Annotated in this window: 25 protein-coding genes and 1 tRNA gene; 6 read left to right on the top strand and 20 right to left on the bottom strand. The window is 42.3% G+C overall.

All coding sequences use genetic code 11. The annotated features are described in order from the left end of the window. Window positions 1–47 precede the first annotated feature (47 nt). The 4 genes from ltrA to BQ4305_RS16685 form a co-directional block, all read right to left on the bottom strand. Window positions 48–1,307 (bottom strand): group II intron reverse transcriptase/maturase, encoded by a 1,260-nt coding sequence (gene ltrA, locus BQ4305_RS16700; protein ID WP_110926134.1) that lies wholly within the window; start codon window positions 1,305–1,307, stop codon window positions 48–50. A gap of 158 nt (window positions 1,308–1,465) precedes the next feature. Next, on the bottom strand, window positions 1,466–1,636 hold the full coding sequence (locus BQ4305_RS21615) for a hypothetical protein (RefSeq protein ID WP_199880500.1): 171 nt from the start codon (window positions 1,634–1,636) through the stop codon (window positions 1,466–1,468). Window positions 1,637–1,930: 294 nt separating this feature from the next. Further along, window positions 1,931–3,103, bottom strand: a complete 1,173-nt coding sequence (gene yhbH / locus BQ4305_RS16690; protein WP_110928893.1) for a sporulation protein YhbH — start codon at window positions 3,101–3,103, stop codon at window positions 1,931–1,933. A gap of 387 nt (window positions 3,104–3,490) precedes the next feature. Beyond that, window positions 3,491–3,676 carry a hypothetical protein gene (locus BQ4305_RS16685; RefSeq protein WP_110928892.1) on the bottom strand — a complete coding sequence of 62 codons (186 nt, stop codon included), beginning with the start codon at window positions 3,674–3,676 and terminating at the stop codon, window positions 3,491–3,493. A 127-nt stretch (window positions 3,677–3,803) separates the two neighbouring features. Here BQ4305_RS16685 and BQ4305_RS16680 point away from each other — a divergent pair, with 127 nt between their 5' ends. Further along, on the top strand, window positions 3,804–4,016 hold the full coding sequence (locus BQ4305_RS16680) for a heavy-metal-associated domain-containing protein (RefSeq protein ID WP_110928891.1): 213 nt from the start codon (window positions 3,804–3,806) through the stop codon (window positions 4,014–4,016). A gap of 79 nt (window positions 4,017–4,095) precedes the next feature. Here BQ4305_RS16680 and BQ4305_RS16675 read toward each other — a convergent pair whose 3' ends face one another. The 5 genes from BQ4305_RS16675 to queG all read right to left on the bottom strand — a co-directional run bounded on the left by BQ4305_RS16675 (window position 4,096) and on the right by queG (window position 9,841). Beyond that, window positions 4,096–5,991 carry a PrkA family serine protein kinase gene (locus tag BQ4305_RS16675; RefSeq protein WP_110928890.1) on the bottom strand — a complete coding sequence of 632 codons (1,896 nt, stop codon included), beginning with the start codon at window positions 5,989–5,991 and terminating at the stop codon, window positions 4,096–4,098. 414 nt (window positions 5,992–6,405) lie between these two features. Beyond that, window positions 6,406–7,155: an oxygen-insensitive NADPH nitroreductase gene (gene nfsA / locus BQ4305_RS16670; RefSeq protein ID WP_110928889.1), complete on the bottom strand. Its 750-nt coding sequence runs from the start codon at window positions 7,153–7,155 to the stop codon at window positions 6,406–6,408. Window positions 7,156–7,198: 43 nt separating this feature from the next. Further along, complete coding sequence (trmL, locus tag BQ4305_RS16665) at window positions 7,199–7,687, bottom strand: tRNA (uridine(34)/cytosine(34)/5-carboxymethylaminomethyluridine(34)-2'-O)-methyltransferase TrmL (protein ID WP_110928888.1); 489 nt, start codon at window positions 7,685–7,687, stop codon at window positions 7,199–7,201. A 64-nt stretch (window positions 7,688–7,751) separates the two neighbouring features. Beyond that, entirely contained in the window at window positions 7,752–8,606 is an 855-nt protein-coding gene (locus BQ4305_RS16660; protein ID WP_110928887.1) for an amidase domain-containing protein, read from the bottom strand. An 86-nt stretch (window positions 8,607–8,692) separates the two neighbouring features. Further along, window positions 8,693–9,841: a tRNA epoxyqueuosine(34) reductase QueG gene (gene queG, locus BQ4305_RS16655; protein WP_110928886.1), complete on the bottom strand. Its 1,149-nt coding sequence runs from the start codon at window positions 9,839–9,841 to the stop codon at window positions 8,693–8,695. A gap of 105 nt (window positions 9,842–9,946) precedes the next feature. On the opposite strand from queG, the gene BQ4305_RS16650 reads away from it, so the two are divergent. The 3 genes from BQ4305_RS16650 (at window position 9,947) to BQ4305_RS16640 (ending at window position 12,639) form a co-directional block, all read left to right on the top strand. Then, entirely contained in the window at window positions 9,947–10,618 is a 672-nt protein-coding gene (locus BQ4305_RS16650) for a B3/B4 domain-containing protein (protein WP_110928885.1), read from the top strand. 137 nt (window positions 10,619–10,755) lie between these two features. Continuing rightward, on the top strand, window positions 10,756–11,001 hold the full coding sequence (locus BQ4305_RS16645) for a type B 50S ribosomal protein L31 (protein ID WP_110928884.1): 246 nt from the start codon (window positions 10,756–10,758) through the stop codon (window positions 10,999–11,001). A 279-nt stretch (window positions 11,002–11,280) separates the two neighbouring features. Then, window positions 11,281–12,639 (top strand): IS1182 family transposase, encoded by a 1,359-nt coding sequence (locus BQ4305_RS16640; RefSeq protein ID WP_110928883.1) that lies wholly within the window; start codon window positions 11,281–11,283, stop codon window positions 12,637–12,639. A gap of 199 nt (window positions 12,640–12,838) precedes the next feature. Here BQ4305_RS16640 and BQ4305_RS21610 read toward each other — a convergent pair whose 3' ends face one another. From BQ4305_RS21610 to BQ4305_RS16620, 5 genes are all read right to left on the bottom strand, one after another. After that, on the bottom strand, window positions 12,839–13,015 hold the full coding sequence (locus tag BQ4305_RS21610) for an N-acetyltransferase (protein WP_199880735.1): 177 nt from the start codon (window positions 13,013–13,015) through the stop codon (window positions 12,839–12,841). A gap of 16 nt (window positions 13,016–13,031) precedes the next feature. Continuing rightward, window positions 13,032–13,487, bottom strand: coding sequence for an ASCH domain-containing protein (locus tag BQ4305_RS16635; protein ID WP_110928882.1), 456 nt, complete (start codon window positions 13,485–13,487; stop codon window positions 13,032–13,034). Window positions 13,488–13,720: 233 nt separating this feature from the next. Further along, window positions 13,721–13,794: transfer RNA gene (locus BQ4305_RS16630), tRNA-Gly, on the bottom strand. A 217-nt stretch (window positions 13,795–14,011) separates the two neighbouring features. Next, on the bottom strand, window positions 14,012–14,428 hold the full coding sequence (locus tag BQ4305_RS16625; protein WP_110928881.1) for a YbjN domain-containing protein: 417 nt from the start codon (window positions 14,426–14,428) through the stop codon (window positions 14,012–14,014). An 83-nt stretch (window positions 14,429–14,511) separates the two neighbouring features. Continuing rightward, complete coding sequence (locus BQ4305_RS16620; protein WP_110928880.1) at window positions 14,512–15,297, bottom strand: HAD family hydrolase; 786 nt, start codon at window positions 15,295–15,297, stop codon at window positions 14,512–14,514. A 279-nt stretch (window positions 15,298–15,576) separates the two neighbouring features. Here BQ4305_RS16620 and BQ4305_RS16615 point away from each other — a divergent pair, with 279 nt between their 5' ends. Beyond that, window positions 15,577–15,945 (top strand): hypothetical protein, encoded by a 369-nt coding sequence (locus tag BQ4305_RS16615; RefSeq protein WP_110928879.1) that lies wholly within the window; start codon window positions 15,577–15,579, stop codon window positions 15,943–15,945. A 164-nt stretch (window positions 15,946–16,109) separates the two neighbouring features. Here BQ4305_RS16615 and BQ4305_RS16610 read toward each other — a convergent pair whose 3' ends face one another. From BQ4305_RS16610 to BQ4305_RS16600, 3 genes are all read right to left on the bottom strand, one after another. Continuing rightward, window positions 16,110–16,568 (bottom strand): hypothetical protein, encoded by a 459-nt coding sequence (locus BQ4305_RS16610; protein WP_110928878.1) that lies wholly within the window; start codon window positions 16,566–16,568, stop codon window positions 16,110–16,112. A gap of 142 nt (window positions 16,569–16,710) precedes the next feature. Further along, window positions 16,711–17,850: a zinc-dependent alcohol dehydrogenase gene (locus BQ4305_RS16605; protein WP_110928877.1), complete on the bottom strand. Its 1,140-nt coding sequence runs from the start codon at window positions 17,848–17,850 to the stop codon at window positions 16,711–16,713. Window positions 17,851–18,018: 168 nt separating this feature from the next. Next, window positions 18,019–19,263 carry an MFS transporter gene (locus tag BQ4305_RS16600; RefSeq protein ID WP_110928876.1) on the bottom strand — a complete coding sequence of 415 codons (1,245 nt, stop codon included), beginning with the start codon at window positions 19,261–19,263 and terminating at the stop codon, window positions 18,019–18,021. Window positions 19,264–19,550: 287 nt separating this feature from the next. Here BQ4305_RS16600 and BQ4305_RS16595 point away from each other — a divergent pair, with 287 nt between their 5' ends. Continuing rightward, the gene (locus tag BQ4305_RS16595) at window positions 19,551–19,775 is read left to right on the top strand and encodes a hypothetical protein (RefSeq protein WP_110928875.1); all 225 of its coding nucleotides are present in this window, start codon (window positions 19,551–19,553) and stop codon (window positions 19,773–19,775) included. Window positions 19,776–19,789: 14 nt separating this feature from the next. Here the strand turns inward: BQ4305_RS16595 and BQ4305_RS16590 are convergent, their stop codons facing one another. From BQ4305_RS16590 to BQ4305_RS16580, 3 genes are all read right to left on the bottom strand, one after another. Beyond that, a complete protein-coding gene (locus tag BQ4305_RS16590; RefSeq protein ID WP_110928874.1) occupies window positions 19,790–20,437 on the bottom strand; it encodes a 3-oxoacid CoA-transferase subunit B in 648 nt (215 codons plus the stop codon). Between the two features lie 14 nt (window positions 20,438–20,451). Then, window positions 20,452–21,147, bottom strand: a complete 696-nt coding sequence (locus tag BQ4305_RS16585; RefSeq protein ID WP_110928873.1) for a CoA transferase subunit A — start codon at window positions 21,145–21,147, stop codon at window positions 20,452–20,454. Window positions 21,148–21,248: 101 nt separating this feature from the next. After that, the gene (locus tag BQ4305_RS16580) at window positions 21,249–22,634 is read right to left on the bottom strand and encodes a GntP family permease (protein WP_110928872.1); all 1,386 of its coding nucleotides are present in this window, start codon (window positions 22,632–22,634) and stop codon (window positions 21,249–21,251) included. Between the last annotated feature and the right edge of the window lie 470 nt (window positions 22,635–23,104).

The following is a 23,104-nucleotide window of genomic DNA, read 5'->3' as shown; positions in this document are numbered from 1 at the left end:
CGACCTCTCACACCACCGTACGTACCGTTCGGTATACGGCGGTTCCATTAAGTTTGACGCAGAAATTCATATCGATTATATAAACTTTTCAACCCTCGGTGACTCCAATACAAGTTATTGAGGGTTTTGTGTAAGATTGGACTACAGGCTATTCTCCAATATTTCTTTCTGGAGTTTCCCCATTCATATGCCTTTTGGTCAGGGACACCTAGACCTTTGAGTTTTCTTACTCTTGTCCTCGGTTTCTTCCATTGTTTCCATTCAAGCATACGGAGTCTCCGTCTAATCCACTCATCAAATTCTTTAAATTTACTTGGTGTATCAGCCAATGCAAAATATCCACACCATCCCGTTAGATATTGATTTAGTTTCTCGATTCTAACTTCCATAGGAATTTGTTTAGAACGGGAGGTTAACTCCCGTATTTTAGCCTTAAACCTTTTAATACTTTCATTGGCTATTCGAACCTTCGGTTTCTTATTGACCGTAAAGCTAAAGCCAAGAAACTTTCGTTTCCACGGGCGATCAACTGCTGACTTTTCTCTATTTACTTTGAGCTTTAATTTCTGCTCAATAAAGCATGTAATTGAGTTCATCACTCGTTCTCCAGCTTTCTTCGATTTCATGTAAATATTACAATCATCGGCGTAGCGGACAAACTTGTGACCTCTCCTTTCTAACTCTTTATCAAGTTTATCCAAAAGGATATTCGAAAGAAGGGGGCTCAGTGGACCTCCTTGTGGTGTTCCTTCTTCTGCATCATAGACTACACCATTCATCATAATTCCTGCTTGGAGATATTTCCGTATAAGTTTCAAGACCAGCCGGTCTTGGATTCTACTTGCTAATATCCCCATTAACTTATCATGATTGACTCTATCAAAGAATTTCTCCAAGTCCATGTCAATCACCCATCTATAACCTTCACTTATATATTCCCTTGCTTTACGAACCGCATCATGACCTCTTCTATTTGGTCTAAACCCATAACTATGTTCTGAGAAGGTTGGGTCAAGAAGTGGGGTTAGAACTTGGGCGATAGCCTGTTGAATGAACCGGTCTGTCACGGTAGGTATTCCTAGTAATCTTACTCCACCGTTCGGTTTCGGGATTTCGACTCGACGGACTGGGTTAGGTTGATAGGTACCTTCCCTTAATGAATCACAAAGAGTTTCCCAGTTCTCATAGAGATGTCTTCGTAGGGATTTTACGGACATTCCATCTATGCCGTGACTCCCTTTGTTCTTCTCCACACGTTTAAGTGCTTCTATTAAGTTTTCCCGTGACAGAATCAGATCCATTAACATGTGATATTTCCTTTCGACGTGAACGTAGAAATCTAATTATGTTATTCCTGCTCCACCCTCATGAAGTCCCCTGTGGAATTCACCACTTCCTCCTTCAAGTAAGTCCTTTCGGATTGTCTGCTTCTATACAGGAATTATATGCCTAGTTCTCGTTCTTCCTAATAGTTCAGTCCTTCCCATTCCATCTCGAGTTGGAATGGTACTATGACCTCGGCTGACTTCTGATTGTTCAGCTGTCCATCGCTGGATAGGTTACCAAGGGAACTTGGCGTTCCAATCAGACCTCCCCGGGTAAGAGTACAGTCTTTCCCTCCATCTATCTGCTTCATTTACTCTGTACCACCTTCGGCAGTAAGGACTTCGTTTTGTTGTGCAAACTCATCCAATGGTACCTAGCCTTATATGAAGTTCGTGTTCCTCAGACCGGAGGTTTGCCGCTCGCTTCCTTCAGATTCTGCGTCACCACAGACACCCTTGCGTTAAGCTAACCATTACTACTGCCTTCATGGTTCGGGACTCTCACCCTATAGACTGCACCCATGCCGGGCGCACACAAAAAAATCAAATCTCTCTCTATGAGAAATTTGATTTTTTATTTTTGTCTATCTCCCGCCAAAAGATGTTTATGCGTACTTCTTGGTTTCCTCATTTTGAAAAAAGCTTTTCATTGCATGGAATACATCTGCTTTCTGCTTCAGGATATAATAGCGGAATTTTTCATTATCAATATTCTTATAAGCCGTCATTAAGGTGGAATGGCGATTGTACTGATTGACTTCTCCATATCCAAAAATATTCGATACCTGCATTAATTTTTCTACCAATTTTACACAGCGCGCATTATCGGAGGTAAGATTATCCCCGTCGGAGAAGTGAAATGGATAGATGTTGTATTTAGCGGGATCGTACTTATATTCAATCAGTTCGAGTGCTTTTCGATAGACGGATGAACAAATGGTTCCCCCGCTCTCTCCTTTAGAGAAAAAATCCTCTTCCGGCACGACTTTTGCTTCTGTATGATGTGCGATAAATTCGATTTCAACCGTTTCATATTTCGTGCGCAGAAAACGATTCATCCAGAAAAAGAAGCTGCGCGCCATATATTTTTCCCACAGTCCCATAGAGCCGGAAGTATCCATCATGGCCAATACAACGGCTTTTGAATCCGGTTTCTGAATTTCATTCCATGTTTTGAACTTGAAGTCTTCCTTATAAATCGGATGAAAACCAGGATCTCCGCTAAGTGCATTTCGTTTAAATGCTGAAATCATCGTTTTCTTTTTATCGATATTCCCCATCAGACCGGTTTTGCGGATATCATTAAATACTATATCCTCTAACGTATTTTCGGCCTGTTCTTTTTGTTTCAGATTCGGAAGCTCCAGCTGGCTGAATAAGGCTTCCTCCAGCTCCATCAAAGAAACCTCTGCTTCATAGTAATCCTCACCGGCCTGATCTCCGGCTCCCTGTCCTTTTCCCGGCCCTTTGCTATCGGAAGGACTGCCGTCACGGGCAATGACATCCCCCACTTTACTTTCTCCGTCTCCCTGCCCTACATGTTTATTTTTATCATAATTATATCGAATTTTATATTCATCAAGAGAACGGATCGGGATCTTGACAACGTCACGCCCATTTGACATGATGATGCTCTCTTCCGATATAAGGTCAGGAAGGTTATTCTTAATGGCCTCCTGCACTTTTTCCTGGTGTCTTTGCTGATCATCATACCCTTTTCGATGGAGGGACCAATCTTCCTCAGATACTACAAATTGATGATTATTCTCTTCCGTCATATACTTCCCCCCTAAAAATTGTTTGCACCTTTTTCATCATTCCTTCATAAGCTATGTTAGTGTGAAAAGTCACGCCCCAAAAGAAGCCCCTCACGATTTTTCCTTAAAAAGAGAATAAAAAATCCGGGCCTCTGCCTAGTACCCTTGTCAAATTGAATAGTATTACTCTATCCTATGCAGGGACAACGAATAATTTACTAAAATTTTGATTATGGGCTGAATGGGGACAAGCGCAGATTGCCTATTTCAAACAGAATTCTTATTGGCCGTTTCTTTTAGTATGAAATCATTGCAGCCCCGTGGTTAATCATACGGGGCATGGAAGAGAAACGTGCGGAGTGTTCTTAACAAAACAGCATAAAAAAAGCCTCTCTGTCATGAAAGGCTTCATTCCTGCTTTTTTATTTCGGTTTCCTCATGCTGGACCGTTCCAGGCCGCTTATTCCATTCTTTCAGTTCTTCGTTCGTCCGAAGATGCTCCATTTGTTTGCCCAGATCCTTCATTTCCTTCAGATCTTTGGCCATTGAGCTGTTCTCAGGTGTTTCATCCTTCTTCCCATTTGAATGCAACATGTTATCACCTCTTCCTTCGATATACCCAGATGTTTCGACAGCAAAACCATACATATTTCTTAGACGGCGGGGTATATATATAGAAGCATTAAGAAACTTGATACTGTTATGAATAGGAGTGTTGCAGATGAAAACGGCGACTTTTTATGTAAAAGAAGCGACCTCAGAAGGACCCATTCAGAACTTGCAAATGATTCTTCTTGAAATAGAAGGGATCCAACGGGCAATAGTAGATGTAGATGATGGAGAAGTCAAGATTGATTACAGTGAGGCAGTTCTGTCTCAAGGCAGAATTATTAATGTAATTGAAGAATACGGGCTGAATGTTATCCGTTCCTGATTTCCTGCATCTTTTAGAGTACTCCTTCTTTTTGGCCCATACAGCAGCTAACCCCCTGCATAGGCAGGGGGTTTAAGTATTATCGATTTAACAGGCTGCCGACATATCTTAATAGTTCATTGGCTGATGTCGAGTTGTATCCGTGCTCTTCCACCAGTCTGGCAATGACATCATTAATCTTTTTCAGCTGTCTTTCATCCGGTGTTTTCGTTGAAGTGGTGATTTTTACAACATCCTTCAGATCAGCAAACAGCTTTTTCTGGATGGCTTCTCTCAGGCGGTCATGCGAATTGTAATCAAACCGTTTTCCTTTTCTGGCGTATGCCGAGATTCTAATCAGAATTTCCTCTCTGAATGCTTTTTTCGCATTTTCCGAGATGCCGATCTGTTCTTCAATCGAGCGCATCAGCTTTTCATCCGGAGAAATTTCCTCACCGGTCAATGGATCACGGAGCCTTGATTTATTGCAGTACGCTTCCACATTATCCAGATAATTATCCATCAATGTTTTGGCAGACTCTTCGTATGAATACACAAATGCCTTTTGGACTTCTTTCTTGGCAATAGCATCATATTCCTTCCGTGCCAGCGAAATGAAGTTCAAATATCTTTCTTTCATTTCACTTGTAATCGACGGATGCTGATCCAGTCCTTCTTTTAACGAACGAAGCACATCCAGTGCATTGATAGAAGGATTTTCTTTTCTGATGATAGTAGATGAGATGCGGTTGATAACATAACGCGGATCAATACCGCTCATCCCCTCATCCTGATGCTCTTTCTTCATTTCATTAATATCCGCTGAATTAAAGCCTTCTACACTTTCCCCGTCATACAGACGCATCTTTTTCACTAAGTCAATGTCGCCCTTCTTCGGTTCCATCAGCCTTGTAAGAATACTGAACATCGCCGCCACCTTAAGTGTATGCGGGGCAATATGAACATTGGATACATCACTCTCACGGATCATCTTTTCATAAATTTTTTCTTCTTCCGACACCTTCAAGTTGTAAGGAATCGGCATGACGATAATCCGTGAATGAAGCGCTTCGTTCTTTTTATTAGAGATGAAAGATTTATATTCGGTTTCATTCGTGTGAGCGACAATCAGCTCATCTGCCGAAATTAAAGCAAATCGGCCCGCTTTAAAATTCCCTTCCTGTGTCAGTGAAAGCAAATGCCATAAAAACTTCTCATCACATTTTAGCATTTCTTGGAACTCCATCATTCCCCGGTTAGCCTTATTCAGCTCTCCGTCAAATCTATAGGCACGCGGATCTGATTCTGAACCATATTCGGCAATGGTCGAGAAATCAATGCTTCCTGTTAAATCCGCAATATCCTGCGACTTCGGATCAGATGGACTGAACGTCCCGATTCCGACACGTTTATCCTCTGAAAGGAAAATCCGTTCCACTATAACATCTTCAATTCGGTTTCCGTATTCTTTTTCCAATCTCATGAGATTAAGCGGAGAAAGGTTTCCCTCAATCCTTATTCCATATTCGTCGTAAAAATCGTCACGCAAATGCTGCGGGATCAGATGGAGAGGATCTTCATGCATCGGGCATCCTTTGATGGCATAGATGGCTCCTGAATCCTTTAATGAATAGTTTTCAAGACCTCTTTTTAAAAGAGAGACGAGTGTGGATTTCCCGCCTGATACCGGCCCCATTAAAAGCAAAATCCGTTTACGGACATCCAGCCGTTTGGCAGCAGGGTGAAAATACTCTTCTATCAGCCTTTCTAATGATTCTTCAAGGCCGAAAAGCTGTCCACTGAAAAAGTTGTAATGTTTTTCACCATTAATCTCTTCGATTCCTGCATCCTTAATCATGTTGTATACTCTTGAATGGGCAGACTGGGCAACGAGCGGTTTTTCTTTTATAATTTCCAAATACTCTGCAAAAGTGCCTTCCCAATACAGCTTCTGTTCATCTTCTCTAAATTTTTCGATCTTCTTTAGTATATTCATTTAAGGTCCTCCCCCTGTGACTTTCAGAGAATACTTAAACTTATGCAGCAAGTCTGACAAACATGTGTCCAGAATCAAAAGAGCTTGTATTTTTACAGATGCTTTAACTAGCAAACGGGACTGTTGGCGGCATACCTCAAGCCATTTTGATGAAAGCCTTTTTTTAATTTCTCTCAGAAAATTGTTTCATTGTTTCGCGTTCACACTTTCCAGTAATTAGGGTATACTTTACATATTAAAAAGAAATTCCTTAAGGAGGGTGTTTTTTATGGGGTCAGGCACCATTATCATTATCGCAGTTGCCATCACGTTTATAACAGCCATCTTTACCGCAGGATATGAAGACAAGCCAGGGGTTAAAAAGTAAAGCAAAAGGCGCTCCCAAACCGGAAGCGCCCTTTCTTTTTTCTATATTTATCTTTTTTTCAATCCTTGACCTTCTACATAATCCTTCATATATAGACGGCTTTTCTGACTGAGCATGCCTACCATCTGTTCGGTCCAGCGGTCCTTCCGTTTCCCTTTTGTCCGCTCGTTATAATACGCTGAAATAGTTTCATTATATTCTTCCAGCTGCTTTTTAAATAAGTCATCATCGGTTTGATAGCCATTTTCGTGATAGACATTTTCCAGTGGAAGTCTGGGCTTTTTCGAAGATCTGTTTTTCGGATACCCGACAACCAAAGCGAACAATGGTACGACCCTGCTTGGGATATTCAAAATTTTAGAAACTTCCTCCAGATTATTGCGGATTCCGCCTATGTAGCAGATACCAAGATCCATTGATTCTGCAGCAAGGGCAGCGTTTTGGGCAGCAAGCGCAGCATCAATACAGGCAACCATAAATTTTTCCGTGCTTTCAATGGATTCTGTAACATTCTTCTCTTCCATCTCACCCGAAACTTCCAAGCGGTGCAAATCGGCACAGAAAATGAACAGATGTCCGTTATTTTCTACATAGGACTGCGGTCCGGCCAATTCTGCAAGCTTTGCTTTTTTCTCTTTATCGGTTACACCGATGATGGAATACGCCTGAATATAGCTGGACGTAGCGGCAGCCTGTGCACATTCTACAATGGTACGGATTTGTTCCCCGCTCAGCAGCTTGTCTTCAAATGAACGGATTGAACGGTGGTCCAATATTTTCTCGATGACCTGGTTCATACTTTCACTCCTTTGGCAATATGGTCAAAAAGGATGAAAAAAATCATCCTTTTTGTATCATATCTAAATTTCTGAAATCCTGCTGTCTTAATGCTTCATAAATTAGAATGGCAGCCGTATTCGATAAATTCAAAGAGCGGATTTTATCTGTCATCGGCATCCGCAGGCACCACTCCTGATTCTGCTCGAGAATCTCAGGAGGAAGTCCAGTTGTCTCCCTGCCAAACATAAAATAAATGTCCTTATCCTTGTCACGGAAGTCGGCATCAGAATAAGCCTGCTTTCCGAACTTGGTTACATAGTATATCTCGCCCTCTTTATTCTTTTCAAAAAATTCTTCAATGGAATCATAATACGTGATGTTTACATGCTCCCAATAGTCTAAGCCCGCCCGCTTTAACATTTTATCATCGGTTGAAAAACCTAACGGACGAATTAAGTGCAGGGATGTATCGGTTCCCGCGCAGGTCCTTGCAATATTTCCGGTATTGGATGGAATCTGCGGCTGATATAATACTACATGAATAGCCAATGTACTTTCACCTCTGGTTTAAACTTCCCTCCTATTATACCATTTCTCCTCTCAGCATTACGAATCAGCTTCCATCCAGAATCCTGAAGAACCGATAGACAATATTTTCACTGTAGCGCGACGAATCTTCATAGGTCCAGTAGCGGTGCCTGCTGTTCGTTGTGTGGGCGTTGACGAGCGGCATCCCGTTCGCATCCTTTGCCGTGACGATCAAGGAATGATCAAAACGGCCGTCTCCTTCAAAATCGATACAAATAATATCTCCAAGCATCAATTCCCCCGCCGATTGCACTTCCTGTGTCCGGATTCCGCTGTTCGAGGCCAGCAGGCGATACAGTCCATGGGCCGTTGTCCAGCTGTAGCTCCAGCTTTCCCCTGACATCCACCATCCTTTTGAGCGATTAGGAGAGCCCCACATCGGAATCCCTCCTGCATGAAGAGACTGCGAAATAAAATTGGTACAGTCATCCTCGAATTTGTGATAGGCCGGATTAAAATCATTCCACCAGCGTTCAGCATATTGGACAGCCTTCATACGATCGTATTCATATTTCAGTCTAACTGGAGACAGATAAGTATCGGGTATGCTTTCTTCATTCGGTACAGCCTCTAATTCTGCATCACTGATCAGTTTGCCATTCAAGAAAATGGCTTCGCGCTCCTCCGCTTCCTCTTCAATAAAAAATTCCTGACCTTGCTGAAAAAAATATTGCACGTGCACCTGATAGCGGATGAATGTCCTCTCCCCGATCTCTTTCTTTTCATATACCTTGCCGGCTGCCTGTATTCTCAAGAGTTCAGCCTGCCTGTTGTGCAGGAGAAGCTTCTTCCTTTTTACCTTATCATCTTCACTGACTGTGCGGCTGGAAAAACAGCTGTCCACCCTTTCCTGCAGAACAGCCTGCAGCTTTTTCTTCATTCCAAATCCCCTTTCACCTGCGGCTTTATGGTTATATATATGACAAGGGACTTGTGCAACGGCACAAAAAAACTCAGCTGATTGATTCAGCTGAGTTCATTGCTTACTTGAGTAAAGGCAAGTCCTTTTCTCATTTCTTCTAACACTTCTTCTTCCGTTTCCTGTTTCATCGCTTCTTTCAGAGTATTCGCTGCCGATTCCCGGCCGATTTTTCCGACAGCCCAAGCTGCCGTTCCTCTGATCACGGGTCTTGGATCCTCTTTCATTACCTGGATCAGTTCCGGCAGGGCCGTCTCATCTTTGAAATGGGCGAGGGCAAGAATCGCATTGCGCTGAATCGGTTTCTTTCCTCTCCACGATCCAGAAACACGGCCGTATTTCTCCTTGAACTCCCGATTAGAAATCGTCAGCAGCGGCTTCAAGAGCGGCTTGGCGATTTCCGGATCAGGCTCCATCTCCTCATGCAGGTGAAAATCGATGCCTTTGTTTTTCGGGCAAATCGTTTGGCATGTGTCGCAGCCATAGATTCGGTTTCCGATTTTACTGCGGAATTCATCCGGCAAAAATCCCTTTGTCTGCGTCAAAAAAGCAATACAGCGCTGGGAATTAAGCTGCCCCCCCTGTACGAGCGCACCCGTCGGACAGCCATCCACACATTTATTGCATGAACCGCACTGGTCTTCGATCGGAGCATCAGGCTCAAACGGAAGATTCGTGATCATATCCCCCAAATACACATAGGAACCGAATTCCGGTGTGATAATCAGCGAATTCTTTCCGCTCCAGCCGATCCCGGCCCGTTCGGCCACTGCCCGATCAGATAATTCTCCTGTATCCACCATCGATTTCATCAAAGCTTCCGGCGCCTTTTCCTTAATGAATGCTTCAAGCAGTGTCAGCTTATTGCGGAGCACTGTATGGTAATCCGTTCCCCAGGATGCTCTCGCAAAAATCCCCCGACGTTCTCCTCTTTTGCTTTGGGGCGCGTTTTTCATCTTGGCCGGATAGGCAAGCGCAATTGAAATAATCGATCTTGGTTTTTCAAAAATCAATTCAGGCCGGACTCTTTTTTCGATATCCGGCTCTTCAAAACCCGACTGATAGCCAAGTTCCTGCTGCCTGATCAGCCTGTTTCGCAATTCATCAAAGGGCGTTGCTTCGGCAAACCCGATTTTATCAATCCCAATTTTCTTACTATATAAAATCACTTCTTGCTTCAATGCATGTATGTCCAATGTATTCACCTTCTTCCTGCATCATTTCTGGCAGAAGCTGTTCTGCATTTCAAACCATTGCTATCTATGATAAACTATTTTCAAACATTTTTGGAGGTGAAACGCTTGGAAATCTCGTTATCAGAAAACTTACGAAATGCTGTTCCCGCCTTTAAAGCAGGAATCATTACATATAACCATATTGAAGTCGGTCCATCACCGCAAATGGTGAAAGGAAGGCTTCAGCTGTTTCAGGAAGCACTTTTCTTTGATCTTCAGGAAAAGCCGATCAGCGATTTCACCGGGATTCGCGAGTGGCGGAATATTTTTAAAATGGCCGGAACCGACCCGTCCCGCTACAGACCATCATCTGAAGCCCTATTCCGCAGGGTTAAAAAGCAAAATTACATAACGCCCATCCATTCGGCTATTGACCTTTCTAACTTTTTCTCCCTGCTGTATGAAGTGCCCATCGGGATTTACGATATAAACAAGCTTAATGGACCTCTCACACTGAAAATCGGTGAAAAAGATGAGGAATATTCAGGCTTAAACGGAAGAATCAATAACCTGGAAAACATGATTATATCCGCAGATACCACCGGCCCATTCGGAAGCCCCTTTGTGGATTCTGAACGGACAAAGGTGACAGAAGAGACGAAGGATGCGATTCAGATTATCTACCTTCAGCCATCCTCTTCTGCAGAGGAAGCAGGCAAGATGACGAAGTCTTTGATGGAGATGTTTATTCAAGTTCACGGCGGAGAAGGTTCATATACCATTTTATCCGCTGACTAAAGAAACCTTTGCCGGACTGATATGTTCCATTCAGTCCGGCAAAGGGCATCTCTTCCTTAACGTTTTACAAGCATATTAGTTGCAAATCGTAATGATTACGTTTAATATAAAGGTATCCTATTGAAGAGGTGATTGTTTTGAAAGAAAATATTCATCCAGATTATCGTAAAGTCGTATTCATGGACACCAACAGCGGGTATCGCTTCCTTGCAGGATCCACTAAGAAGACGTCTGAAACCATTGAATGGGAAGACGGCAGCACCTATCCGCTCATTAAAGTAGAAGTGAGCTCTGATACCCATCCTTTTTACACAGGAAAACAGAAATTTGCTGAAAAAGGCGGCCGTGTAGACCGTTTCCTTGAAAAATATAAAATGAATTAATGATAAGAGGTTCAAATCACAAAGGATTTGAACCTCTCAGACTGTAGACAAACTCGAAATTCGAGTTTGCCTACAGTCTTTTTTCTTTTAAAATAATAGTAATAGTTTTTGAAATAGTGTTAGTTGATTTTCGTTTCGGCGGACGCTTTCCGCGGGCGTGGCCCAATCCTCCTCGTCGCTTTGCTCCTGCGGGGTATCGGCCTTCACGCTTTTCCCGCAGGAGTCGCCGCCTGCACTACAATCAACTCCTTTCTAAATAAATGTCTGAGGTGAATGGATATGATGACAAAAAATCAAATAAGTGAACGTGATCAAATGGAAATGATTACAATAGAGCAACTTGTACCACAGGATCACTTGGTCAGAAAGCTTGAATCAGCGATTGATTTTTCTTTCATCTATCCACTAGTTGAATCACTGTATTCAACACTTGGTCGACCTAGTGTTGATCCAGTCGTATTAATTAAAATGACATTTGTTCAATATGTATTTGGAATTCGTTCAATGCGTCAAACAATAAGAGAAATTGAAACAAATATGGCGTATCGTTGGTTTTTAGGGTTTGGATTTCATTCAGAAGTACCGCACTTTTCTACCTTCGGTAAAAATTATGAACGTCGTTTCCAAGATACGGATATCTTCGAACAGATTTTCTATCGAATTCTTAAAGAAATTGCAGATAAAGGACTACTAAGTGCTGACCATGTCTTCATCGATTCAACACATGTTAAAGCAAGTGCGAATAAACGTAAATTCGAAAAGAAGATAGTTCGTAAAGAGACTCGGGCATATGAAGCTAAACTTCAAGAAGAATTGAATCAGGATCGAGTTGATCATGGGAAGAAACCATTCCCACCAGATAAATTTGAAAAAGAAGAAGTTAAGGAGATTAAAGAGAGTACAACAGATCCTGAAAGTGGCTATTATGTAAAAGACGAAAGAACGAAACAGTTTGCTTATTCATTCCATGCGGCTGCGGACCGGTATGGGTTTATACTTGGGGCTGTTGTGACACCTGGAAATGTTCATGATAATCATATGCTTCAGCCACTTGTTGAAAAGGTTATGGAAAAAGTGAAGAAGCCACTTGCTGTTGCTGCCGATGCTGCTTATAAAACTCCTGCGATTACTAAATTCTTATTTGAACATGAGATTCAACCAGTACTTCCTTATACAAGACCCAAAACGAAAGATGGGTTTTTACGCAAGCACGATTATGTATATGACGAGTACTATGATTGCTACCTATGTCCGGAAGGACAGGTTCTAAAATATTCAACTACCACCAAAGAAGGCAAACGCCAATACAAGTCGAACCCAGTTCAATGTGCCAATTGTCCTTTACTCGCTCAATGTACAAATAGTAAGGAGCACAGAAAAATGATTGAACGTCATATTTGGGCGCAGTATGTGGAGGAAGCAGATCATCTTCGTCATCAAAACGATATCAAACAAATATATGCAAGACGCAAAGAAACGATTGAACGTGTCTTTGCGGATGCGAAAGAAAAGCATGGTATGCGATGGACAACCCTTCGAGGGATTAAAAAATTGTCCATGCAGGCGATGCTTACTTTTGCTGCTATGAATTTAAAGAAGCTTGCCAATTGGACATGGCAAGCTTCGGCTATGGTCTAAAATAGAATACTCGAAGAGCATTTTGCTTAAAATCAGACCATAAAATACCTAAGAAAATCTCAAAAAGACAAAAGGCCTTCAGAATGAGACCATTCTGAAGGCCTTTTGTCGACAATCTGAGAGGTTCAAATCACAAAGGATTTGAACCTCTTTATTTTTGGATATAGATTAATATTTTTCTGTATTGTCTAAACGAACTTTACACTTTCAATACCATTCTCACAGTCTGAAGGATATGGCCATCAAAATCTTCTTCAAATTCCGAGACCGTTTTGAATCCTTTCGCCTTGTAAAACGCTTTGCCGATTTTATTTTCTTTTTCCACATGTACAAACATTTCTTTTAATCCCTCTACATCATTCATGCTTTTTATCATGACAGCACCTGCTTCATCACTTGCTTTTTACATCAACTAATTCAAAGCGTTCGCATACCAGCATCATACCTTCTGAAAATTCCAGCCCTGCCTCCCTTAACACTTTGGAAAAAAATTCCTCATGAACTTCTTTCCAATATTGATAGGTTCTGTCCCCTTCGCCTTCCGCCGCTGCAAATTCCTCTGGAACCTCATTCATCGGCATGATTGTTACCTCTGCTGTTTTAATAATAGCGGCCGGCTCATTACTGCCAGTTAAGATCACGCTATAATCATCCACAGCAGGCAGCGGTTCCTGTTCAATTTCATAAAATACCAGCCCTGAACAAGTGGCGGTTTTCACACCGTTTATGACCAATTGAGCCAATTCATCTGGTTCAGCTCCAAATTGCCAGGCACTAACTTTTTTTGGTTTTACTTTGCCCTGTGACGCCCAAAATTCATCCCAATATCGCTGTGAAGCTTCATTCATCGCTTCTCCCTCCTAACAAGCTAATAAGTAAACGATTAAAACGTATTATATCATTCTAAGCAAAAAGCTGAGCGGCATATTGATTCTAGAACATACAAAAACAGTCCATTTCCTATTCGAAATGGACTGCAAATTATGGGATGCTATTAGTTCTTCTGCTCGCTAATAAAAAAATTAAAAAACGCAAAACTTCGTTCTCGTGGTAACGAAATTCTGCGTTATGAACGTATGTATGGAGCGGGTGAAGGGAATCGAACCCTCATCATCAGCTTGGAAGGCTGAGGTTTTACCACTAAACTACACCCGCATATGCTGTAGAACGCTGTCGAATCATCGAATCAACAAAATTAATTATAGGGGAATTTCGCTAACTATGCAATAGTTTTTTTACATATTTTTAATTTTTTCTTTAAATACGTATTTCATCCGTTTTTTCCTTTAGAGGAGCTTGCCTTTTTTCGTTATCCTATTATATTCAGACCCGGAGGAATGATGATAAAAAAGCTCTCAAAAAGAGAACTTTTTTATGACCAGATAGTATCCATCAACCGGGGGTAGATTTCGTTTGCCGTTTCAAGAAGCATAATCAGTTTTCTGAATGCGAGATCAGGCAGAAATTCTCCTTCCAGCGAATACGAGTAACGCAGCGAGATGATTCCATTTTCTTCATAGCACTTCGAATAACGGAATTGAATATTAAACTCATTTAGCAAGTGATGGACATCTGCTTGTTTATCCGGATTTTTCATTTCTGCGACATTGAAACAAAACAGATCCGCAACTGATTCATCCGGATTGAAAGCAATGACCAACAGTACTTTCCAGCCATCCTTCAATTTTTGTTCCGCACGAAAAAATGTTGTTCCGTCTTCATCCTTCTTCTCAGACATGCCAATTTTTTCTCTCTGTAAAAAAGCCTTGAATTTCGCAACATTCGACATCCTGTGTCACCCTTTCGGAATTCGCCTAATCATGTATAAACCTTCAGCCGCCGCACCCCAACTCCCGAAGTACGGCCGTCTGCTTACTTTAATTTTTCAAGAATAGGATAAAGCTCTTCCAGATGAGTGATTTCGTAATCTGGAATGACTTCATTTCTTTCTTTATCATGGCGATTCAGCCATACTGAAGGAATGCCTGCCCTGGAAGCACCCAGTATATCAGTCATTAGATTATCGCCTACCATGATCGCTTCATCCGCACGGACCTCCATCCGTTCCAAGGCATGATGGAATATGGCCGGGTCCGGTTTCCCCCGTCCAAAAGCTCCTGAAATGACAATATGATCGAAATAAGGAACCAACTCAGGTGTAATCTCAAGCTTCGTATTTTGTAAATCCGGGGAACCATTTGTCAATAAAAGCAGTTTATATTTCCCTTTCAGTTCATCTAATACCTTAAAGGATTCCTCATAGATGAACGGGCTCTTCCTTCTTTCCTCAGGAAAACGCTCAGCCAGCTCCGCACCAAGTCTCTCATCATCGATTCCGATTGCTTTCAGCCCTCTTGTCCACGCATCTTTCCGATAGGCCGGAACAATGCCCGCCATCTTTCGGAAATCATCATGGTCATCCAGGAAATTTCCCCAAAGCCCTTCAAAAGGATTAATCCCTATCATTTGTGTAAAAGGATAGGTTTCATAAGAAGCATACAGCTCCCTTGCTTCTTTTCTAACTGCTTCCTCCAGCTTTTGCGGATCAATGTCATATTTCTCAGCTGCTGCTTTGCACGTTGCTTCAAAAGCAGCCTGAACACTTTTCTGATCCCATAGGAGTGTATCGTCCAAATCAAAAAACACTGCTTTAATCATGGCTGTCCTTCTCTCCCCTGCAATTCTTTTCTAACTATTCTAATAATAAACCAGAATGGCAGAGAAAAATAGCGAAAAATAGATTTTCCTGTAAACCAGTTCAATCACCGACCACTCACATCCAAGCAGGCAAAGGCTTTATTCACGGCCGGTTTGCATCTTCATAAACCAGATGTATCTTTCCAACTAATAAGGCAGTATAGTTAAAGAAAGACAGCCTCAGCCATTTACCCGTAAAAAATCTCCGCCATTCATTCATAAAGAGAAGAGGAAGAAACAGTGAAAAAAAGACTGACCCCTCTGTTGTTGACGCTTTTCATTTTGGCGTCCTGCAGTTCTTCCGCTTTAAGTCTCAGCGAAATAGAGACCATTCTTTCCGACATCCAAAATAAGATGAATCCAAACCTAACACTTCAGCTACTCACTGATGGCAGTAATAGCTCTTATATTAATTTCCATTCAAAAGGAATGGTTGCAGCAGACATTGAAACACAAAGGGAAACACTCATCCTCAAATTAGATGAATCAGAGCTTCAGGAAAACATGAAACAGCATGTGTATAAATTAACAGCAGGCCCAGAGCACAAAAACATTCTGGTTCACATTAATGGAAAATCTGTACCATTTGACAGTGTCACAAGCTTCTGAAGAATCACTCCCTGCTTCCATGTACAGGGCATAAAAAAATCTAACTTCTCTAGGAGAAATTAGATTTTTTCTTATCCTCTATAGATTAATCATTGATGCTTCCTTAAGGCACAGAGGAAGCCTGCGGAATTGAGTGGTGTTCGTCCTTCTGCTATCAGTTGTTCTCAATCCTTTGCTTTCATTTCTTTAATGGAGCATCTTTTATTAAATCGGTATTTACCGCTCATATCGGTAAATCTATATGCATTCAGTGCCTTTTCCAAATGTCCCTTTAGGGATTCCTCAGAAAGGCGTCCATCCATGTTAGTCAAAGCGGCATCATTTCCAACCATCTGTGCCAGCGGAATTGTTTCCAGCACCTCATCATAGATTTGAATGCTTTCGTCAATGCCAAAGCTGTCATAAATGCTTCCATTATCCGGTGCATAAATATGGTCAGACTCCAATTCTTCGATAAGAATTTCAAGAATTCCTTTGGCCGGGACCGGTACGACCCTAATTTCCGCTTCTGCCTTCACTTCTTCAAACCTTTTATCTACTATCGCAACCGTCAAGTCATATTTAACTGGCTGATAACGCTCTTTTATTCCCTGCACGGCTTCTTCTTCTGTTTGAAATACCATATGTATACCCCTCCTAATCTCCTTGTCTATTATATAATAATTTGCCGAAATCTTCTTACTCCAGAAACTGCATAGACCAGATTCATTCCGCAAAAGAGGCGGAGAATAGAATTTCTCCGCCAGCTTTTTTTATTATGCTTATTTATGGTTTTAAGACGACCTTTACGCACTCATCTTCATGATCATTGAATAGCTGATAAGCCATGGCTGCCTGATCCAATCTCATTTTATGAGACACAATCTCTGTAGGGTCGATTTCACCTGAAGTGATCATCTCGAATAATTTCGGCATATAATGAATAACAGGGGCCTGTCCCATTTTCACATTAATGTTTCGTTCAAATAAATTGCCGAGCGGGAACATGTTATATTTTGAACCATAAACACCTGTTAATTGGATGGTTCCGAATTTACGGACTGCATTCAGGCCGATTTCAACAGCACTCAATGTACCGCCCTGCAGCTTCAGCTTTTGCTGAATATTTTCCGCTACCGACTTCTTGCCGTCCATTCCGACGCAATCGATAACAACGTCTGCTCCGCCGCCGGTAATTTCTCTGATATACCCGCCTGTATCGTGATGCTCATCAAAATTGATTAATTCGACCTGGTTCATTTTCTTCGCCCGTTCCATCCTGTAAGGAAGATTATCAACGGCAATGACCCGCTTTGCCCCTTTCATCCAGGCAAACTTCTGTGCCATCAGTCCAATCGGTCCTGAGCCAAGCACAACGACCGTATCTCCCTTTTTAACGCCGGCGTTTTCCACGCTCCAATAGGCAGTCGGCAGTACATCAGACATGAAAAGAACGGCTTCGTCCTCCACCTCTGCTGATTCCGGAATCACAAACGGCATAAAGTTTCCATATGGAACCCTCAAATATTCAGCCTGTCCCCCTGGATAATTTCCGTACCGTTCAGTAAAGCCAAAATAACCGCCCGTATCAAGGGCTTCATTTCGATTTGAGTTATCGCACTGGCTCTCCATGTCATGCTGGCAATAGAAACATTCACCGCAGGAAATATTAAAAGGAATAACGACCCGATCACCTTTTTTCACCTTCGTTACCTCAGGGCCGACCTCTTCTACAATTCCCATCGGCTCGTGACCGATGACATAGTCCTTGCTTGCCGGCAGCGCCCCTTGGTAAATATGCAAATCCGATCCGCAAATCGCAGTTGAAGTAATTCTTACGATGATATCATCTTTTTCCTGAAGCTTAGCATCAGGCACCTCTTTAACTTGAATATCCTTCATTCCTTGATACGTTACGCCTTTCATACTCGACCTCCTAAATCAGATTACTATTTATATACCCCAACATCTTTACGAGGTATGCATGATTCAGTCATTCTTCTTTATAAGAGGACAAAAATTCACAATGACACATGACATAAAAAAACTAAAGCAAAAGATCCCTGGCTTCCAGACAGGGATCTTTCAATATGTTTATGATTCATTCAAAGCAGGTTTACCAGCTTCGATCAGTGCATGGTCCCTTGCTAAGAAAACGGTCAATAGAATCATCAAAATGCCGGTTCCGATCAAAAGCCATTCAATCGGGATAAAATCAGCAGCCGGACCAAATATCAGCATGCCAACCGGCATCATTGAAGTCGAAATCATTCCCATCACGCCAAAGACTCTGCCTAAATAGGATTCGTCTACTTTTTCCTGCAATAATACAGTCGTCGGCGTATTGAAAATAGGCATAGCCACCCCGAAAAAGGCCATGAAGGCTAAATAAACCCAAAAGGCAGGCACAAGTCCGAGCGCAAGGGTACAGACTCCCATAATCATACTGGCCAAGGCCATTGTTTTTACTTTATTTGAAAAACCGCCCCAGGAAGCAATTATACCGCCGCCTGCCATCATACCTACAGAAAAGGCAATTTCGATCACAGTAAGCCTCCAGACATCGCCGCCGAAATTCCGGGTTACCTGCAGCGGCGTCAAGAACGCAGCCGGAGCCATCAGCACAAAAAAGATCGCAAAGAAAAGGAAAAATTTCTTTAGAAAGGCATGATGATTCACATAGCGCAGACCTTGTTTAAAATCGCTAAAATAACTGGCAGATTGCTCTCCCTTTGCCTTCTCATGCACTGGGATTTTCAAAAAGGCAAGCAAAGTGAAAATCGCAATCGCTGCCGTAATCACATCAATAAAGAAAATTATTTCAAGCGAGGCCATCGCAAGCAGAGCTGCACTGACAATAGGAGAGACGAACATGATAATCGCCTGGATGCTCCCATTGATTCCATTCACTTTGGTCAGTTTATCCTTTGGAACAATTTGCGGCAAAATCGCTCCGACAGCCGGTGTTTGCACACCCGTTCCAAAAGCGCGGATTGCCGCCATGACAAAGAGAAGCCAAATGGAATCGAAACCCATGAAAAAGAGGATCGCCAGAATCAATGTAGCCAGCGCAATCATCCCATCCGATATCATGATCAGCATTTTTCTGCTGTAGCGGTCGGCCCACACACCGGCCACAGGAGACAAAATAAAGGTTGGGATAAAGCCGCAAATAATATACAGCGTCATCATCATGCCAGATTCCGTCGTTAAGGTGATATGCCACATCATCGCATATTGAACTAGAGAAGATCCGAAAAGGGAGATGGTCTGGCTGCTTAAAAAGAGAATGATATTCCGCAGCCAATTCTCTTTATGGCTATTTTCAAATGTGTTCAAGCACTGTTCACTCATTTCTAATTAAAATTTGGCAGATAATAGATGATGTTTCAGAACTCACTCCATGCAAAAACAGCAGAAAATGAAAGTCACTCGAAATTCGTTGACACCGATTATCCCTCAATAGATTTATGTCCTTATTTTATCATTAATACCGATTTTATCCATTCCTTCAAATGGTCTAAAATGATGAAATTCTGATAAACTTTTGCCTCCGGACCATTAGACATTTTTTTATAGTAAAGGTAAATTTAAGTAAGTGAATAGCTTGTTTTAGGAGGAATGACATGTTCTTTAAAGAAGATAAAAATCATGATCCAATTGCCGTCCATTTAGGTTATTTTGCAGCTTTTGTTTTTTGGGGAGCAGTTCTTTTCATACATACCCTTTTTGATTTTGTTGAAAAGGATTTTCCTTTAAGTTCTTTATTTATTCTTAATTCAGGATTGGCTCTTTTCTTTGTAACGGAATTCATAACTAAAAAAATCAGAAAATCCCGGACTGCTAAATAGTCCGGGATTTAGTATTAACTGTTAATATTTAAATTTGCGTTTACAAGGAAGTTTGCTTCCGTTTTTTGTTTTACTTCTTCTACAGTAACTCCTGGCTGTAATTCGATTAATTCCATACCAGCTTTCGTATATTGAAACACAGCCAGATCGGTTATAAGAATATCCACCACTTGTTTTCCAGTCAGCGGCAGTGTACAGTTTTTTTTCACTTTCGATTCGCCATGCTTATTTACATGGTCCATAATGACAACAATCCGCTTGGCACCTTGAACGAGATCCATTGCTCCTCCCATACCCTTGACCATTTTCCCGGGGATCATCCAGTTGGCTAAATCCCCTGTTTCCGACACTTCCATTCCGCCCAAAATAGCGAGATCAATATGGCCGCCGCGAATCATTGCGAAGGATTCCGCACTGTCAAAGAAAGAAGCTCCCGGTTTTGCCGTCACGGTCTCTTTACCTGCATTTATCAAGTCAGGATCGACTTCATCCGGATCCGGATAAGCCCCAATCCCAAGCAATCCATTTTCCGACTGAAGCATGACATCAAAGTTGGCCGGAATCATGTTCGCAATAAGTGTTGGCATGCCAATTCCCAAATTCACACACATTCCATCCTGGATTTCCTTTACAGCCCGTTCTAAAATTTGCTGTCTGCCCATTCTTAACTCCTCCTTCAGGTAGTGGATGTCGTTAGTTTTTCTATTCTTTTTTGATACCCTTTCCCTTCAAACACCTTCTGCACATATACACCCGGAGTGTGAATTTCATCTGGATCCAAATCTCCGATGTTCACAAGCACTTCTGCTTCCGCAATGGTCACTTTTCCTGCCGCAGCAGCAATCGGATTGAAGTTTCTGGCGGTTTTCCGATAAACCAAATTGCCAAAAGAATCCGCTTTCCAGGCCTTCACAAAAGCAAAATCCCCGATAATTCCCCTCTCCATGATGTATGTTTTTCCGTCAAAGTCTTTATGTTCTTTTCCTTCCGCTACTTCAGTGCCGACTCCTGTTGCTGTATAAAAGGCAGGAATCCCAGCGCCGCCGGCTCTGAGCCGCTCGGCCAGTGTTCCTTGAGGGACCAGTTCGACCTCCAGCTCTCCGCTTAAAAACTGCTGTTCAAATCGTTTGTTTTCTCCTACATACGAAGCGATCATTTTCTTAATTTGTTTGTTCTCCAGCAGCAGGCCCAGACCCCAGTCGTCTATGCCGCAGTTGTTACTGACGATTGTCAAATCCTTCACGCCTTTATCACGCAGCGCGATAATCAGATTTTCTGGAATTCCGCTGAGTCCGAATCCCCCGACAACAATAGTAGCTCCGTCCTTAATCTGCTCAATCGCCTGCTCCAAAGATGATACTGTTTTTCCCATTTGCTCATCTCCTATTCTATTTAAATACTGAAATTTATACCTCACTTCAGGATGTCGCCCTAAACATCTCGCATGGATAACAATGGACCAAAATGATGGATTTAGATAAACAGTGAAGCGCCAAACGCGATAATGAAGACTGTCAGCGTTTTTAAAATCGTAAGAATGAAAATGTCTTTATAGGACTGGCGGTGTGTCAGCCCGGTAATTGCAAGCAGCGTAATGACGGCTCCATTATGCGGAAGTGTATCCATTCCGCCTGACGCCATGGAGGCAATCCGATGCAGCATTTCAGGACTGATCCCAAGATTATGGGCCAGCTGCAAATACTGGCTGCCCATGACTTCCAGCGCGATGGACAGACCCCCTGATGCCGAACCTGTGACTCCTGATAAAACATTTACAGCAACAGCTTCCGAAACGAGCGGATTGCTGCTTGCATTGAAAACCCAGTCCTGGATGGCAGAGAAGCCCGGCAATGTTTTGACCACATTTCCGAATCCAACTTCGGACGCAGTATTAAAAATCGCAAGCAGCGATCCCATGGCAGCAGCTGTCAAACCAGATGCCAGCTTTAGTTTGGTCCGTTTCACATTCAGCAGCATAGCAGCGATAATCCCAATCGCCAAAGCAACGATCAATGCCCAGGAAGACGTTACCGTACTTACATCTGCAATATTGAATGTATCCTTTAAAACTGCGCCGTCATACCAGCTTTTTACCGAAATGGCACTGCGGCTGAAAATGAAATTACAGGCGACTACCAAGATTAACGGGACAAGAGAAAGCCAAAATTTTGGCAGATCCTCTTCACTTCCTGTTTCAGGTTCATTGATATGTCCTTCTCCGTACCCTTCCCCTTTTGCCGCCGCCTGCTTTCTCCGGCGTTCTAGCCAAATCATCCCTCCAGTGAAGACAATGATTGCTCCAATGATTCCGATTAATGGAGCAGCATACGTATCCGTTCCGAAATAATTCGTCGGAATGATATTTTGAATTTGCGGCGTGCCAGGCAAAGCATCCATTGTATACGTGAATGCACCTAACGCAATCGTGCCTGGAAGCAAACGTTTTGGAATATCAGCTTTTTTAAATATAGCCGCAGCAAATGGATAAACCGCAAATGCTACAACAAACAAGGAAACACCGCCATATGTCAGCGCCGAACAAGCCAGAACGACGGAAAGAATCGCCCGCTTCGAACCCAGAGACCCGACAATCGTCCTAGCAATGGATGCAGCCGCTCCGCTCATTTCCATGACTTTCCCGAATACAGCCCCGAGCAGAAAGATCGGGAAGAACGATTTTACATAGTTTGCTGCGTTCGTCATATAAGTCTCTGTATAGCTAGGCAGCAGCAGTCCCCCTGATAAAATGACCGCCAGCAGTGTCACAATCGGTGCGATGATAATAACCGGATAGCCCCGGTAAGCTAAAAAAATTAAAAGTCCAAGCGCCACAACAATGGCTAAAATCTGAATCACCACTCGAATTCCCCCTTTTCTCATGAACCCCTTATCTCTAAAGTTCAGAAAAACAAAATACCCCCATATCTTGATTTCTCTGAACCTTTCTCTTCCGCCCAGCCTTCCTTCCCCAAGTCCGGCTGCACGTTAACCTGACAGCGCTTACAAATCTATCAAAACCTGTATCGCTGTTCCCCCTTTTCCATGTTGAAAATCTATTAGATGAACAGGTAAAACCATTCCCTAATTATATATGCAAAACCTGTGCCAACTATTTTGATCTTCTAAATCCTTGCAGATATCCTCATTTCCGTTCTTAGGTTCACTTGCGGTTATTCAAATTGTGCGGATTAGCTGACAGTCTTTCTGGAAGAGGTAAAAAGATGTACGGTTATCCTTACACCTCTATCCATTTTGGTTTTCTTGTGTACGGTTTTCCTAACAATGAAGAAAAAAATTCAGTTTCTACCCGTCTATTTTACTTCCATCCC

The organism is Bacillus massiliglaciei (assembly GCF_900098925.1).
Taxonomy (GTDB): domain Bacteria; phylum Bacillota; class Bacilli; order Bacillales; family DSM-1321; genus Peribacillus; species Peribacillus massiliglaciei.
Note: the sequence above shows the minus strand (reverse complement) of the source record. Positions and strands in the feature narration are given on the sequence as shown.